This window comes from Desulfosalsimonas propionicica (assembly GCF_013761005.1).
Classification (GTDB): Bacteria; Desulfobacterota; Desulfobacteria; order Desulfobacterales; family Desulfosalsimonadaceae; genus Desulfosalsimonas; species Desulfosalsimonas propionicica.
Genome location: NZ_JACDUS010000011.1, coordinates 26,059 through 41,177 on the forward strand (window position 1 = coordinate 26,059; position 15,119 = coordinate 41,177).

Annotated in this window: 13 protein-coding genes; 1 reads left to right on the forward strand and 12 read right to left on the reverse strand. The window is 55.8% G+C overall.

The genetic code is table 11. The annotated features are described in order from the left end of the window. Positions 1 to 3 precede the first annotated feature (3 nt). The 3 genes from HNR65_RS14555 to HNR65_RS14565 are packed head-to-tail and all read right to left on the reverse strand — an operon-like array spanning position 4 to position 3,710. Entirely contained in the window at positions 4 to 1,605 is a 1,602-nt protein-coding gene (locus HNR65_RS14555; protein WP_220128405.1) for a tetrathionate reductase family octaheme c-type cytochrome, read from the reverse strand. A gap of 60 nt (positions 1,606 to 1,665) precedes the next feature. Further along, positions 1,666 to 1,995, reverse strand: coding sequence for a c-type cytochrome (locus HNR65_RS14560; RefSeq protein WP_181552253.1), 330 nt, complete (start codon positions 1,993 to 1,995; stop codon positions 1,666 to 1,668). A 23-nt stretch (positions 1,996 to 2,018) separates the two neighbouring features. Beyond that, positions 2,019 to 3,710, reverse strand: a complete 1,692-nt coding sequence (locus HNR65_RS14565) for a DUF3373 family protein (protein WP_181552254.1) — start codon at positions 3,708 to 3,710, stop codon at positions 2,019 to 2,021. 235 nt (positions 3,711 to 3,945) lie between these two features. On the opposite strand from HNR65_RS14565, the gene HNR65_RS14570 reads away from it, so the two are divergent. Continuing rightward, positions 3,946 to 5,319 (forward strand): sigma-54 interaction domain-containing protein, encoded by a 1,374-nt coding sequence (locus tag HNR65_RS14570; protein ID WP_181552255.1) that lies wholly within the window; start codon positions 3,946 to 3,948, stop codon positions 5,317 to 5,319. A gap of 42 nt (positions 5,320 to 5,361) precedes the next feature. On the opposite strand, the gene HNR65_RS14575 is transcribed toward HNR65_RS14570, so the two are convergent. The 9 genes from HNR65_RS14575 to HNR65_RS14615 all read right to left on the reverse strand — a co-directional run bounded on the left by HNR65_RS14575 (position 5,362) and on the right by HNR65_RS14615 (position 14,635). After that, positions 5,362 to 6,537: an acetyl-CoA C-acetyltransferase gene (locus tag HNR65_RS14575; protein ID WP_181552256.1), complete on the reverse strand. Its 1,176-nt coding sequence runs from the start codon at positions 6,535 to 6,537 to the stop codon at positions 5,362 to 5,364. Between the two features lie 39 nt (positions 6,538 to 6,576). Continuing rightward, positions 6,577 to 6,843, reverse strand: a complete 267-nt coding sequence (gene yidD, locus HNR65_RS14580; protein WP_181552257.1) for a membrane protein insertion efficiency factor YidD — start codon at positions 6,841 to 6,843, stop codon at positions 6,577 to 6,579. Positions 6,844 to 7,052: 209 nt separating this feature from the next. Continuing rightward, positions 7,053 to 7,886 carry a metal ABC transporter permease gene (locus HNR65_RS14585; protein ID WP_181552258.1) on the reverse strand — a complete coding sequence of 278 codons (834 nt, stop codon included), beginning with the start codon at positions 7,884 to 7,886 and terminating at the stop codon, positions 7,053 to 7,055. Further along, positions 7,883 to 8,644 carry a metal ABC transporter ATP-binding protein gene (locus HNR65_RS14590; RefSeq protein WP_181552259.1) on the reverse strand — a complete coding sequence of 254 codons (762 nt, stop codon included), beginning with the start codon at positions 8,642 to 8,644 and terminating at the stop codon, positions 7,883 to 7,885. Before HNR65_RS14590 ends, HNR65_RS14585 begins: the two co-directional genes overlap by 4 nt. A 2-nt stretch (positions 8,645 to 8,646) precedes the next feature. Next, positions 8,647 to 9,546, reverse strand: a complete 900-nt coding sequence (locus tag HNR65_RS14595) for a metal ABC transporter solute-binding protein, Zn/Mn family (RefSeq protein ID WP_181552260.1) — start codon at positions 9,544 to 9,546, stop codon at positions 8,647 to 8,649. A gap of 61 nt (positions 9,547 to 9,607) precedes the next feature. After that, positions 9,608 to 10,801, reverse strand: a complete 1,194-nt coding sequence (locus tag HNR65_RS14600) for an adenylate/guanylate cyclase domain-containing protein (protein ID WP_181552261.1) — start codon at positions 10,799 to 10,801, stop codon at positions 9,608 to 9,610. A gap of 3 nt (positions 10,802 to 10,804) precedes the next feature. Then, positions 10,805 to 11,650 carry a 50S ribosomal protein L11 methyltransferase gene (locus HNR65_RS14605; RefSeq protein WP_181552262.1) on the reverse strand — a complete coding sequence of 282 codons (846 nt, stop codon included), beginning with the start codon at positions 11,648 to 11,650 and terminating at the stop codon, positions 10,805 to 10,807. Further along, a complete protein-coding gene (locus tag HNR65_RS14610; RefSeq protein WP_181552263.1) occupies positions 11,647 to 13,065 on the reverse strand; it encodes a GTPase/DUF3482 domain-containing protein in 1,419 nt (472 codons plus the stop codon). The genes HNR65_RS14605 and HNR65_RS14610 overlap by 4 nt, the downstream gene beginning before the upstream one ends. A 1-nt stretch (position 13,066) precedes the next feature. Further along, positions 13,067 to 14,635: a DUF2868 domain-containing protein gene (locus tag HNR65_RS14615; RefSeq protein WP_181552264.1), complete on the reverse strand. Its 1,569-nt coding sequence runs from the start codon at positions 14,633 to 14,635 to the stop codon at positions 13,067 to 13,069. Positions 14,636 to 15,119: the final 484 nt, after the last annotated feature.

Genomic DNA, 15,119 nt, shown 5'->3' on the forward strand with positions numbered 1-15,119 from the left:
TTATCAGTTCTCCTTTCTGCTGCCGTTTGCCACTATGCGGCCGATGGCGTGCAGGCCCACGGCCGCCAGCGCGCCAATGGCCAGAATCCATGCCGCAAAGTCCATTAAGGCAAAATGGTCCCTTCCAGGCATGTAGAAACCGGCCAGATTGGACAGACGCCCGTTTTCAGGGCGGTGGCAGGCGCGGCAGGAAAGCGTGTTTTCCTTTGGGGCCACCATGTGGGTTGTGGGAAACACGTAAGTGGTTTCCACAAATCCCATTTCCCCGGAATAGGGCAGATCCATCAGGGCCATGCCCCGGGTGTTGGCGTTCTGCCAGTCAAAGGTTTTCCAGTACCCGTTGTTTTCCTCTGAAAGAAGGGGGGTGATCAGGGTGTTGTGTACCTTGTCATAGGGCTGCATGGCCCAATGGACCTTGAACGGAAAAATCCGTGACTGACCCTCTCCGCGCTCGCCTACAGGATGGCTGACCCGAACAACCCCGGAGGGATCGATGACATCTTTTGCGGTCAATGCGGCAACCGAGCCGTTGTACCAGAAATATTGCGGCTCCACGTTTTTCTCCCAGCCGAACTCGCCCTTGATGGATTTGTATACCGGCCGGCCAAATTCTCCTTTTTCGATATAGGGCTTGCCGTCTTTGAGTTTGCCGGCCTTGGACCAGTCCCATGTCATTTCCGTGGCATGGGCCCGGGCAAATTCAGGAATATGGCAGCTCTGGCAGGCCACCATGTCGGTGTGGTCGTTGAGTTTGCCCTCCTTGTGCGGGCTTGCTGTGTGACAGGATTCACAGGAGATTTTCGGGGCCAGGTCATCTTCCACAAGGCTTTTGCGCTCCGAGACCGCAGGCGTGGAATAGACCCGGCCGGCCACCTGATGTTTGCTGGTGGTATGGCAGCGGGTGCAGGAAAAATTTTCGCCGTCGATTCCCATATGCACATCCAGGGTTCGCCTGGGGTTGATCAGGGAGGCATCCAGATCCCCGTGCTTGACTGCTTCACCGCCGCCGCCGTTGAAGTGGCAGGAGCCGCAGTTCTGTCGGTCCGGCCGTATGATCCGGGTGACGGCCGATGAAATATCGTCCTGGATTTCCGCCACCAGTTCGGTCTCTCCCATTTCCTTGAAAAACTGGTAATCCTTGAACTGGGCCTTCCAGTCCATATCTTCTCCGCCGTGGCACACCAGGCAGTTAATGCCGTCTTCCTTGCCGTTCCAGCCGATATGGCAGCTGCTGCATTTTTTGTCGTTCATCTTGTTGGTGGAAATGCAGAAGTTGTTGATGGAATAACCCGCCTTGCCCACCAGGTCGCCGTCTTCGTAGGGCGAAAGCCATTTCCAGTGGATGGTGTGAAACAGCTGATCATCTGCCAGGGAATGGCAGGACAGGCAGGTTTCAGTGATCTGCTGTCCGGATTCAAATGTTTTTTTCATGGCCTCCATTTTGGAATGATCGGCTGTTGTCCAGTCCCCGGACAGGACACCGGCCTGCCGGGCCATGGCCCGGCCCGGGGCGGGAGGCGTGTCCCGGGCTACGGCCCCGGCCGGTAAAAAAGCAAGGCATGCGGTTATTGCCAGCAGGAAAAAAATTTTCGTCCTTTTTTGCAAAACAACCTCCCTCGGGGTTGATTGGGTTTGTGCTGTCAGGGCCTTGCACGGCCCGGTTTTTTATTCACAGGTTGCCGGAGACGGTGAGTCAAAGGCATGGTTATAGAGATAAGTCAGTATGTCGTTTTTGTCTGATTCAGCAAGGTCCTCCCACTGATCCGCGCACTCGAAGCGTTCATATCGTTGAAAGGCGCGTTCCCATTGGGCCTGGGTTTTGGAGACCGGGTTTAACGGTTCGGCGGATGCGCCTTCTGTGTGACAGGACCGGCAGTTTTTCCGGAACATGTATTTGCCTTTTCTCTCATTGCCCTGTTCAAATGCCGCAGCCGTTCCCGCAAGGGCCACAACAAATCCGGCTGTGAGAAATAAACACAATAGTTTTCGAAACATGGCTGTCTCCTTAATGGTTATATTTAAAATTGTACGGTTGCAGACAGATAATAATTCCAGACGTCGTCGACCACCGGGTTGATGGTGTCAAGCGCGGTGGTGTCGGCAATTTTGACAGGTTTTCCCAGCGGATTGCCGCTGCCGGTGTACTTGTAATCATAGAATTGCCCGCCGAGCTTGACAAAGAAGTTGTTTCCAAAAATCGGCTGAATGTAATAGGCCTCGTAAACCTCGCCCCGGGCGGCCAGTTTGCTGCCGATCAGCGAATCTTCAGCGCCGGTAAAGTTAAACCAGTACTTGGATCCCCAGTTGTACTCCAGCCCCAGACGCCCGCTGACAATCGGCACCGGGAAAATGGCGCCCGCATATATGCTGTATCCGTCCCGGTCTTCGAGCTCGCCGTTGGAACTCAGCAACCCCATGCCCATCAGCTCGTAAAAGGGATTCTGCGAAATCCGGGAAGGGTTGGTATGGGTCCAGGAACCGGCCAGAAACCAGTCGATGCGGTCGTTTTCGGTGGGGATCTGCGATCTGATCAACAGGGATGCCGCATCCCAGTCGCCGATATTGGTTTGGGGCTCCAGGCGGGAAATAAAGCCGCCGTTGTTTTGTTCAAATGTATATGTGCCATCATTGTTTTTCGAAACAATAAAGGGCATGACCGCCAGGCCCGTAAAGCCGTCTGTGACATCCCAGGCGTGGGCATAACTGAATTTGAAACTGGTGGTGCCGTTGTCGTATAAATCCGAAATAATGCCCAGCATGTGAACATCATCGAGTTCGGCCTGGCTGTAATTCAGCGACGCGGCATTTCCCCAGTCGCTTTCATAGCCCACACCATAGCAGAGTTTAAACGATGCCCCGGGTATGCCGGTGACGTCCTCTAAACCAAAGCTAAGCGATGCGCCGTCAAATTGCCAGTTAATGATGGTGGCCAGCGGAGATCCCCCCTCGAGGCTGTAATTGCGGTATTCCAGCGGAGGTCCGTCCGTGGACGGCCTTCTTCCGGCAGAAAAGCTGTAAGGGATATCCCCGAGCTGATTTTTATAAACAAAATAGGCCCGCTCTACCCGGAGCGTGTCCCCGTGGGGCAGGCTTGCGCTGTTGCCGTCAAAGGTGACATCCCCGAGGCTTCCCTGGTTGAACTTCACACCTGTGCTGTCGCCGAATACCTTGTATGCGGCCAGCCGGCCCCGGAATTCCAGGTGCTGGTTATACCGGCCCATCATGTTTAAGCGGATGCGGTTGGTGTAGATAATATCATTGTCTGCGTCATATTTTTCCGGTTCGGGGATCGTCCCGGCGGCTGCCATGCCGGCCACGGTGTCTTGGAACTGCTGTTTTGTGGCCCCGTTGAAGCCGCCGGGCTCAGTCACAGTCGTGAAAAAACTCTGGATCATCGAAGATGGGGCCATACGGATGTCGTTGTAATGGATGGATTCGGCCCGGGTCCTGAAATCCACGCCCCAGGAAATCTTATCAGTGGCCGTGTGCAGTTCGGTCTTGTCCACCCGGTCCATTAACATATCAATATCCTCTGTGTTCCAGTCCTGGCTTTTCTCCATTTTCTCAATTTTTTCCTGAAGTGCTTCCACCTGTTTTTTCAGGTCGCTCAGACTTTCCTGGGCGCATAATACAGGGGGCAGAAATAAGGTGAATGCCGCCAGCACCGCAAGGATTGCTGGAAAGCATAAAAAATTGGTTTTTTGCCGCATGTTGGCCTCCGTGGGTTAAGGGTGAATTGTGCGCATTCCAGTCCGGTGCAGCATGATATGGCAATGTTTGTGCCAGTTTTTTATTTTGATATAACGCATTGATAAAACGTTTAATTTAAAATTTTTCATGGCGTTTTCCGGATAAAATTGTTATTATCTTATTAACATGTGTTAATTAACCATTAACAATTGCGGTAAACAGGATAAGCAGGATAAGCAGGAAAAGTGCTGTGAAATGAATATCGGGGACCACTGGAAAACCATTTTTGACACCCTCCACGACGGGTTGATTGTCGTGGACACCTCCGGCTGCATTGTTGCGCTCAACCCCGCGGCCGAGGAGATTACCGGTTTTGCTGCAGAGGAGCTTCAGGGCCGCTCCTGCAGGATACTGAACTGCACAGGATGTAAGTTTGTGGGCAAGGGCAGCGGGGATAAGTGGTGCAGGCTGTTTGCCGTGGGCGGGGTGAGGGACAAGCAGTGCATGATCACCAAAAAAGATCGCCGGACCGTGCATATTCTAAAAAGCGCCAGGGTCCTGCGCGATGCATCCGGGGAGATGATCGGGGCCGTGGAGACCCTTACTGATATTTCCCAGCTCGTTCGGCAGCAGGAGGAAATCAAATCCCTGAAACAGACCTGCCAGCCCGGGGATTCTTTTTACGGAATCCTGGGACAGGCTCCGGTAATGCTCAATCTGTATGGAATGATAGACAACGTGGCCCGTTCGGATGCACCGGTGATGATCACCGGGCAAAGCGGAACAGGCAAGGAAATGGTCGCCCGGGCGGTCCACCAGGCGGGCGGGCGCAGGGAAAAACCCTTTATCAAGGTCAACTGTGCGGCTTTAAACGAAAGTCTTCTGGAAAGCGAGCTTTTCGGTCATGTCAAGGGGGCGTTTACAGGTGCGGACCGCTCCCGGATCGGGCGGTTTGAAGCCGCCGACCAGGGCACCATCTTCCTTGACGAAATCGGCGATATCCCGCCTTCCACACAGGTGAAGCTGCTTCGTGTGCTGGAGGAAAAAAAGATCGAACGGGTGGGGGATCACAATCCCATATCCGTGGATGTGCGCATTGTCACGGCAACCAATAAGGATTTGGAAAACCTGGTCCGGCAGGGGACATTTCGGGAAGACCTGTATTTCCGGATCAACGTGTTTCCCCTCCAATGCCCGCCCCTGGCCGCGCATCCCGAGGATATTCCACTTCTGACGAGCCATTTCATCAGCCGCAACATGATCCATTCAGATAAGGATATTGCCGGCATCAGCCCGGCGGCCCTGGATCGGCTTATGGCTTATGACTGGCCCGGCAACGTCCGGGAACTGCGCAATACCGTCGAGTATGCCTTTGTCCTGTGCCCGGGCGGCACAATTGATGAAATTCATCTCCCCGCCCGGGTCAGGGGTTTTGTCCGGCCGCCTTCGGCCCCGCCGGCTGTCAATGGCGATGAGACCGGGCAGCGGGGGTTGCTGGAACAGACCCTGCGGCAAACCGGCTGGAACCAGTCCGAAACCGCCCGGATTCTGGGCGTCAGCCGGGTGACTGTCTGGAAGAGAATCCGGAAATTCGGAATTGAGCGTCCCTGGGCAGCCGGTTCCAGGTAACGGCATCAATTGCGGGCAATTGATGCCGCCCTCAACGATTTTTTATCTGTGCACGGTCATGGCCACGGCTTCGCCGCCGCCCAGGCACAAAGAGGCGATGCCGTTTTGAAGATCCCTGCGGATCATTTCATAGAGCAGGGTGGTCAGCACCCGGGCCCCGCTTGCGCCGATGGGATGGCCCAGAGAAACGCTGCCGCCATTGACGTTGACCTTGTCGGTGTCCAGGCCCAGTTCCTTGATCACCGCCACGGTGGAGCCGGAAAACGCCTCGTTGATTTCAAGCAGATCCATGTCTTTTGCGGTCATGCCGATTTTGTTCAGGCACTTGGGAATGGCCAGAATCGGGGCCACCAGTACGTATTTCATGTCAATGCCGGCAGAGGCCTGGGCGCCAATGCGGGCCATGGGGGTCAAGCCCAGTTCCTTTGCCCGGGTGTCGCTCATGACAACCACGGCCGATGCCCCGTCGCTGATAATCGACGCGTTTCCGGCCGTTCCCTTGCCGTCTTTGCGGAAAGCCGGCTTCATTTTCGACAGGGTTTCAAACGGGGTGGGCTTGGGGTTTTCATCCACGGCAAATTCCGTTGTGTTGCCCTTGCGGTCCCGGATGGGCACCGGTGCGATTTCCTGCTTGAAACGGCCCGATTCCACAGCCTCTATTGCCCGGTTATAGGACATTTCTGCGTACCGGTCCTGGTCTTCGCGCGAAACATTGTATTTTTCAGAGCACAGCTCGTTTGAAACCCCCATGTGAAAATCATTGACAATATCCCACAGACCGTCGTGGATCATGTGGTCCTGGAGAGTGCCCGCACCCATGCGGTAGCCGAATCTGGCTTTTTCCAGGTAATAGGGGGCCATACTCATGTTTTCCATCCCGCCGGCCACCACCACCTCGGCATCTCCGGCGCCAATGGCCTGGGCGGCGAGCATCACGGATTTTAATGCAGATCCGCATACTTTGTTAAGGGTCAGGCATTCCACCTCCCAGGGCAGTCCGGCCCTGACTGCGGCTTGGCGGGCCGGGTTCTGGCCGTAGCCGCAGGGAAGCACCTGGCCCATGATGACCTCGTTGACCGATTCTTTGGAAATGCCCGCCCGCTGGATGGCTTCGGTGATCACATGGGCGCCCAGATCTGTTGCGCCGGTGTTGCCCAGGCTGCCGTTAAAGGCGCCCAGGGGGGTTCTTGCTGCACTGACGATAACGGCTTGCGGCATATTGCCTCCTTATTGGTTAAATTTTTTTTACGGTTCAACTTAGGGCGGTGTATCTGAAAACCAGAAATCGTTTGCGGAAACCGGATCATAATATCTCCACTTTCCGTTAACTGGAATTTTAGGGGCGTAATCCAGCTCGCTGCGGCCGCATCTGATCAACCGGTCGCAGGCAAGCATGGCGCCCACAGCCGGCCCGTGTTTTTCCACGGCCTGGCTGGCGTATTGCGAGCAGGACGGATACATGGGGCATTGGCCCGTGCGCACCGCATTCAAATGGTCCAGGGGGCCCTGGTAAAAATCAATCACCCATTGGACCGGTCCTGCGTCGTTAGCGTCCGCCGGGTTGTGCAAAACCCTGCCCGAGCCGCACCCGCCTGCGATGAAAAAAACAGCGGCCAGCAATAAAAAAGATAACTTTTTGATTTTACTTAACACTTAATCACTTAAAACTTAACACTGCCTGTAAAAAAGATTTTTTACAGGCGCACCATAATATATTTTACCCAAAAAAGCGATCATATTTTTGACCGTTGTTTTTTATGCCGTACGCTGATGATTGTGTCAATGAAAAGGGAGATGAAAAACCCGGCCGCAGCCACCAGAATAATGCTGGCCCCGGAACTTAAATCAAAGTGATAGGCCATCCACAGTCCGGCAACATTGAAAACCGCTGAAAGGCCCACGGCAAAAATCATCATCATCCCCAGGGAGGGGGCGTATTTTTCGGCAATATAAGGCGGGATCGACAGCAGGGCAATGACCAGAAGCAAGCCCACCACCCGTATGATCAACACGATGGCCACGGCCACCATGGCCATGAACAGAAAATAGAGAAAATTGACCCGCACTCCTTGCAGCTGTGCAAATTCCATGTCATAGGAAATGGCGATCAGGTCCCGGTAAAAATACAGGGTCAGCGCCAGGGTCACCGCACCCAGGGCGAGCATCCACCAGATATCCGAGGCCGGAACGGCAAGGATGCTGCCAAACAGGTAGCTCATGAGATCCACGTTGTAGCCCGGGGTCAGGTCCACCAGGATCACGCCCAGGGCCATGCCAACGGCCCAGAGCACGCCGATGAAGGTATCAGAGCGGTGGGGGACCCTGAGGGTGACTGCCGTCATGATCAGGGCCGCGGCCAGGGAAAAGCCCATGGTTCCGTAAATATAAGGGATTCCGAAAAACAGGGCCGCACCGATGCCCCCGTAGGCGGCATGGGCAATGCCGCCGGTTAAAAATACCATCCGGTTGACAACCACGAATGTGCCGATGATTCCGCATATCAGGGAGGCAAAAAGCCCCGCATACAGGGCGTTTTGCATGAATTCAAACTGCAGGGCCTCGATCATGGGCCTTCCTCGTGGGTTTTCAGGATCCGGTGGGGCTGGCCGTGGGCAATGAGTTCCACAGGACATTGGTATCCCATGTCAAGCATCTCATTTGTGATTTCATTTTTGTCGTGGTAGTAAACCTGCTGGTTGACGCAGGCAACAGCGGTTACGTAAGAAGACATGACCATCAGGTCATGGCTGACCACGATAATGGTCTTGGTGCGGTTTAAATCCCGCAAAAGGGCATAGAGTTCGGTGCGGCCTGCTGTATCCACGCTCGCGGTGGGCTCGTCGAGAATCAGGATGTCCGGATCCGTGGTCAGGGCCCGTGCGATAAAAACCCGCTCCCGCTGGCCGCCGGACAGGTCATCGATTCTGCGCTCCTTGTATTGGGCCACGCCCAGCAGTTCGAGAAAATGGCAGGCCGCCTCATAATCCTGCTGCCGGATGCGCACGCCTTTGTGCCGCCGGAGCCGGCCCATCAGGACAACGTCTAAAACCGATATGGGAAATGATCGGTTGATGGACACGTCCTGGGGAACGTAACCGAAGCAGTGGGATACTTTTTTGGGCCGCTTGCCCAAAACCCGGATCCGGCCGGCATCCGGCTTCAAAAGGCCCAGCATCAGCTTGACCAGGGTGGACTTGCCGCCGCCGTTGGGCCCGATAATGGCCAGAAATTCCTTTTGTGCCACGGTGAACGAGGCGTTTTGGACCACGGGAACGCCGTCATAGGAAAAACTGACATTGCTGAGTTCAATAACGGGATCATCCATGGTTATCTGGCTGCCTCCAGGATTTTGCCGGCCACCTCGACAAGGTTTTCCGGCCAGTTTTCCGCCAGGGGATCGGCGGATACCACCTGGCCGTCAATGGCCCTGGCAATGGTTTCGGCTGATTTCGAGGAAACCTGTGGCTGAATGAGAACGGTTTGAATGTCATTTTTCCGGGCAAGAGTGATCAGCCGTTGGATGTCCGCGGCTTTCGGGGCTTTGCCGGATATTTCCACCGGGATTTGCTCCAGGCCGTAGGCGCCTGCAAAATAACCCCAGGAGGGGTGAAACACCAGAAATCTGCGGCCCCCGGAGTGTTGTGCAAACATCTGCCGAAGCCTTGTGTCAAGTTGCGCCAGTTCAGAAATAAATTTTTGGCCATTGGCCTCATAGGTATCTGCATTCTCCGGGTCCGTCCGGCTCAGGGCGGCCATGATGTGTCTGGCCTGGACCATCACCAGGGGCGGGGATAGCCATATATGGGGATCTTTATTGCCATGCGCATGGCCGTGATCCCCATCCCTACTGGCGTTTCTGTCAATGGGCTGCTTTTGGATCCAGTCGTCTGTGTGCACGATTTTCAGATCCGGATTTGCGGCCCGGATTTTTTTCAGCCACGCGTCTTCAAACGGCACGCCTGCGGTAAAATACAGATTGGCTTTGGAAAGGGCGGCCATCTGCCGGGGTGAGGGCTCATATACGGCCGGGTGCGCTCCCGGGGCCACCATCACTTTTACATCCACGGCGTCGCCGCCGATGCGCTCCACAAAATATTTCTGGGGTTGAATGCTGACAAAGGCGGACGGGCCGGCCGCAGCCGCCAAAGCCGTTGTCAGCAGCAAAACCAGTGCCAAAAAAACAGCTGTCCCGGGGATTGGAAAACGGGTTTTTGCTGAGGGTTTCATGAAAGTTCTTCCTTTTGGGTTGCCGGTGTTTTTTGAAATTATGCACCTGAGGGGCCAATTGTCAAGCATGGCCGCCCGGGTTGTCTTTAAACAGGGAGTAAACCTGCACCGGGGCTTCAATACCTTTGAGCCCGACTTTGCCCCGGTCGTAGACGGGCCAGAGGTTTTCGATCATGCTCCGGGTGCGCTCGCCAAACAGGATGTCGCCGCCCTGGGCGTATTCGGCCAGGCGGGCGGCCAGGTTGGTCACCGTGCCCGAGGCGGTATAGGTCATGCGCGTGTCCAGGGCCCCTTTCATGCGGGTCATGCCCACCAGGGCCTCGCCGGTGTTAATGCCCATGTTGACGTTGACCGGGCCGCGGGCGAGGTTTAGTTCCCGGTTGACCTCGTGGTTGCGCTCCCGGATGTCAATGGCTGCCTTGACCGCGTTTACGGCATTGACCCGGGGATCGTCATCCTTGAAAATGATCATGAGTCCGTCGCCTGCGGTTTCATTGATATCGCCGTGGGAGCGGTGGATGGGATCCACGAAGCTGGAAAATATCTTTTCCACCAGTGCGTTGACCTCGTCTTCGGGCCGGTCGATGGAGAGCCTGGTGTATCCTTCCAGGTCCAGAAACAGGATGCTCACATCCCTTTTTTCCTTTTCCCGCTCCAGCATTTGCGGGTCGTCTTCAACGATTTTGCGAACTGATTGGGGAACGAAAGGCGACAGGTGGGCGAGCATCTGGTTGATGCGGATTTTTTCCTGGGTCATGGCCCAGTGCTTTTTTGCGCTGACAAGCAAATAACCAACGGTTTCGGCAAAATCCTGGAGAAGGAAAAATTCCTTGCTGGAAAAACGGGTTTCGGGCATGGCCACTACGCTGACAACCGCCAGCAGCTGGTTTTCCGCAAACACGGGCACTGCGGCTTCCGGGCCGATGGGCACCGAGGTGCCGTCATGCCGGACCACGGGCTGACTGCCGGTTACCACCACGGCTTTTTTCCGGGCAATGGCCTGCTGGATGGCCGGCCGGTGGCGTTTGCATTTCAGGCAGTTGATCGGCCTGTCATACAGGGCGCACTGCAGGGGGCGGGTGTATTTGCCGGCCTCGGGATCCAGCAGCAGAATGCAGGCCTCCATGGACCCGGAGATGATCTCGCGCAATTCAGAGCGCATCTTTTCCAGGATTTCGTTTGCCTCCATAAACGGCGCAACTTTTTGCGCAAGCCGGCGCTGGGCCTCGAAACGCTGCTTGTAATATCTTTCCATCCCTCAGGGCCTTTTTTGGATTGCAGCGGCGCACCACCCGTTTTCCTCCAGGGTGCGCAGCAGGTCAAAGCGAGGGGAATCATATGTTTTTAAAAGCTCCGGCTGCTCACGGGGCCGGAATCCCGAAAAAATCATCACTGCCCCGGGCGCGGAAATTTCCGTGACCGCCTTGTGCATCCGGACAAGGGTGGGGTAACGGAGGTTGGCCAAAACCAGATGAAAGGGCGGCAGTCCCGGGCTGTTTTTTTCAAGCGCTGTGATGCTGTCAAAAATCTCCATGCGGTCTGTCAGACCGTTTAAGGCGGCGTTTCCGGCCGCCTCGGCCCGGGCGCAAGGGTCAATATCAGTGCCTGCGGCCCGTGCCGCGCCCATGAGGCAGGCCGCGGCTGCCAGCACCCCGGAACCGGTGCCGATATCCAGTACCCGGCAGTTTTGCGCCGGTTTGGGTAAAATATGGTCATGAAACGTCCAGGCCGCAAGTTTTAAGGCCATGCGCGTGGTGGGGTGATCGCCGGCGCCGAATGCCGCCCCGGCCTCAATACGCACCACAATCTGTTCCGGCCGGGGGGTGACCACTGCGTCCGGCGGAGCCAGAATTACGCCGCCCCCGGTTTCAACAGGGCGCTTATAAGAAATTTCCACAAACGTGTGGCCCAGAAACTGGGTATAGGTCAGCCGGTTTTCGGCCATCAAGGTGTTTACAGCCCGTCGCACCGCTTTTCTGGAGATATTTTGCCGGGCACAGATTTCCCGTTCAAGGTCCATGGGGGTGTATTTGCTGCCGGCATGGCCCACCATGTCCAGGATGTTTTGCCTGATGATGTCTTCATCGGCCCGGGGGGGTGTCATGTGCGTGAAATCTCTTTTAACAGGTCCCGGATCATGGCTGAAAATTCCCGCACCGCTTGTTGTCCCGCGGCTGTGCCCTTTTGCCGGACTTCTTTGAAAAACCGCTGGCTGATTTTTTTTTGCTCCCGGCTCCATTTGGCGCTTAAAAAATTTGATACACCGGCATCCGAATCATTACCCGTCTCCGGCCGTTCGCGCCGGCTGTGGGCCCAGTTGATTACGTGCCAGAAATAAATCAGGCTCCGGTCAATGATCACGTAAAGCAGCTGATCGTTTTTCACAGGACCGGCGTAGATCCGTATGCCGCCCAATGCCTGGCCCTTGATTTTGGCCCGGGAGATTTTCCGGGTTCCCCATGCCGCTGATCCCGCCCCCAGGGCTCCGCCCAGGGCGGTAAACACCCCAAAGGTCAGTCCGGCCAGGGCCAGATCCCCCTTGGCACCGAGGCCCGCACCGATGCCGGCTCCCGCCCAGGCCATCTGATTGCGGGTCAGGCCCAGGGCCTTTAATGTTTTTTCGGAAAACAGGTCCTGGCCGGCAAGGGACTGGGCGGGCAGGTCATAGGAGAAAATGTTGTGCTTGAATCTTTTTTTGATCCGGTGATGGGCTTTTTTTTCCATATCCGCCACCTGCTGCCGGTATTTGACAACCAATTGTTTTTCAGCCGCTTCTGTGGCCGAAGCATCATGTATGGTTTTTTTTGCCCGATACTGCAGCACCGATGCCAGCAGGTCCGTTATAATGGCTGCGGTTTGCTCCAGGCGCATATGCCAGTCGGTTTCAAATGCCTCAGTGACGCGCTGCAGGGCCTCATCCCAGTCCGGGTCAATGGCCCTGAGGCTTTTGAGCAAGTCCATGCGTTCGGCAAAGCTTGCCCGCTGGGCGTCAAAAATGCGAATGATGTTAAAGTGTATGCGCGCAGCGGTTTTCCAGTCCTCGATGTAGTCGCCGTGCTCCCGGTCCTTGGTGTTGATGACAGCCATGCGGGGGGCGCCGGTCAATCGCAAAATGTCCATTTCCAGCCGGTCGGCCGTGCGCACCGGCCGGGTGCCGTCGACCACGAAGATCACCCCTGCGCCTGCGGCCAGCGGGGTGAACAGCCGGCACTCGTGTACAAATTCGGCATCGGTTTCATGGGCCCGGATAAAGTCGTCAAGCCAGGGTTTTTCCGGATCCGCGTTTTGGGTGATCCATTTGTGCGCGGCCCTGGGATTTTGAAATCCCGGGGTGTCGACAAACCGGATGACTTCCGCATCATCGATGAAAACCGGATAATCCCGGCATTGGCGGGTTTCGCCCGGGGTCGGGCTCACGGGCACGGCGTCGTTTTCCGCAAGGGTGGCCACCACCGAGGACTTGCCCTCGTTGGGGTGGCCCAGTACGGCAAAAACCGGGATGTCTGAGCGTTTGGTCAATTTATCCTCCCGGCATTTCCAACCGGATGTAGGGATCAGCCAGGCCGTTGACCGCCTGCTGCCAGGTGGCCTGTTCGGTTTTGGTCGGCACGCCGGGCAGGGCGCTTGTTTTGTCCGGCTTTCCAACCAAAAAAAGAATCAGGGATGCGGTCGGGCCGGCGGCATTGCGGATGCGGCGTATCCAGGCCAGGTTTTCCCGGATGGGCGGCTGCCAGGCCTCGATGACCACGGCCACGCGTACCTGGTTCATGCCCGCGTTTTCCAGGGCCCGGGACAGTTGTTTAACGTCTTGGTCCGCATCCCCTGTGGCCGATATGCCGGCAGCGGTTTCCAGTCCTGTTTGGCGGCGGATTTTTTCAGCCATGGCAGAGATGTCCATTCCAGCTTCTTCAGGCACCATGAGCACAACAGAGCACCCCGAGTCTGGCGGGGAGTTATGGGTCTGCTGCGGTGTTTCCGGGCCGCTACCGGTTTTAGTCCTGCCGCCGGGCTTTTGTGCGTCTGTCTGCGGGCTCCGGGTTTCCACGTTCGGGGCCGTCATCTGAAGCCAGAGCCGGTCGCAGGGCCCGTGGGTGAAATGGAGCCGGGCCAGGTGCCTGCGCTGCTGCCACCATCCGAGGCCCAGCAGCACAACCCTTGGGACCAGGCCGTAAAATAAAACGCTGAAACACAAAAACGGCCACCATGAGGCCAGGTCAGCAGAGGCCAGGCCATAAATGCCTTCCTTTAAAACCATTTTGCTGCCGGCAATCTGGGCTGCGGTGGGGTGCGCAACAGGCGGCTCCAGAAACCATGCCCAGGGAGCGGCCAGAAATTCCATAATGGCATAAACCGTCTGAGGGTCGGGCCGGAGGGTAGACTGCCACCCAAAGGCCACATCCGTTAATGTGATGCGCATGAGCATGGCGGCCAGAACCCCGAGATTAAAGGAGATGCCCGCGAGTTGGGCCGTGTTGAACACCGGCCAGAAGAAAATGTTTCCGTACACGGTTCGGCTTCGTCCCACCATGCCGACAACCTCCTGGAACCGGTTTTGCTGCTGCACAGACAGGCGCGGGGCGATCCAGTCAATGAGCCGGAGGGCAAGACGCCGGAGCAAAGCGCTGATGAGAAAATACAGGCCGTTTTTGCCAAAAGACGGCCGGATGCGGGATAGCACGGATGCGGCCGCCAGCAATGCCAAAAGCAGGATCTGGGGGACAAGCAGTACCCACAGGCAGGTAAATACGTTGACCGGGGTGGTGCCGCCATAGGAAAGAAGTGATCCGGCCAGTGCAGCGCCGGCAAAAAATGCGGCTAAAAAAATGATCCATCCGGCCATGCGCATGGCCTGGGCATAGACCCGGCCGGGCAGTATCTCTTGGTTGTCATCAGCCGTCCGGCTTTGTCTCCGGGTCTGAAGCCAGTGTTTGAGCACGGATCTGCGGTCTGCGGTTTGCGGATGCCGGCTGACATATTCCAGGTAAATTCTGCGATCCATGGCTGCATCCCGGCCGTTGTCCGCATCAGCGCGCAGCCTGAGCAGATATTCCAGGTCCATGAGATCATGAATTTGCCACAAAGGGGCCATGGTTCCCAATGAAGTTTTAAGTGTTAAGTTTTGATGGCACCTTAAAAAGTCCAATATCTGCGTTACGCGCGATTTCTCAGAATTTCACGTACGGATAAGTACGCTGCATTCTTCGAAATCGCGCAAGCCTTGATCTTGAACTTTTTACGGCGCCATCTGAAAATCGACTTTTTACAAAGGCATCAAGTTTTAAGTGTTAAGTACAATCAGTGCGTTATTTTTTTTGAGCCTTGAACCTTGAACGAAGTTAGAAGCGATTTATCAAGGTTTGATGCTCTCGTAAAAGTCCTAAAAGTGATATAATCGCTAAACAATAAAAAAACAACCTCTTGATTTTACTTAACACTTAACCACTTAAAACTTAACACTGCCTGTAAAAATGACTTTTTACAGCCTCATCAAGTTTTAAGGGTTCCGGCCTGGCAGCCAATGTAGCACAAACCCGGCACCGGCACAACGCAGGGAACACAGCAGAAAAAACGGC

Coding starts and splice junctions, on each gene's coding strand:
- HNR65_RS14560 (WP_181552253.1), bottom strand. CDS start 1,995: ATGTTTCGAAAACTATTGTGTTTATTTCTCACAGCCGGATTTGTTGTG.
- HNR65_RS14565 (WP_181552254.1), bottom strand. CDS start 3,710: ATGCGGCAAAAAACCAATTTTTTATGCTTTCCAGCAATCCTTGCGGTG.
- HNR65_RS14570 (WP_181552255.1), top strand. CDS start 3,946: ATGAATATCGGGGACCACTGGAAAACCATTTTTGACACCCTCCACGAC.
- HNR65_RS14575 (WP_181552256.1), bottom strand. CDS start 6,537: ATGCCGCAAGCCGTTATCGTCAGTGCAGCAAGAACCCCCCTGGGCGCC.
- HNR65_RS14585 (WP_181552258.1), bottom strand. CDS start 7,886: ATGATCGAGGCCCTGCAGTTTGAATTCATGCAAAACGCCCTGTATGCG.
- HNR65_RS14590 (WP_181552259.1), bottom strand. CDS start 8,644: ATGGATGATCCCGTTATTGAACTCAGCAATGTCAGTTTTTCCTATGAC.
- HNR65_RS14595 (WP_181552260.1), bottom strand. CDS start 9,546: ATGAAACCCTCAGCAAAAACCCGTTTTCCAATCCCCGGGACAGCTGTT.
- HNR65_RS14600 (WP_181552261.1), bottom strand. CDS start 10,801: ATGGAAAGATATTACAAGCAGCGTTTCGAGGCCCAGCGCCGGCTTGCG.
- HNR65_RS14605 (WP_181552262.1), bottom strand. CDS start 11,650: ATGACACCCCCCCGGGCCGATGAAGACATCATCAGGCAAAACATCCTG.
- HNR65_RS14615 (WP_181552264.1), bottom strand. CDS start 14,635: ATGGCCCCTTTGTGGCAAATTCATGATCTCATGGACCTGGAATATCTG.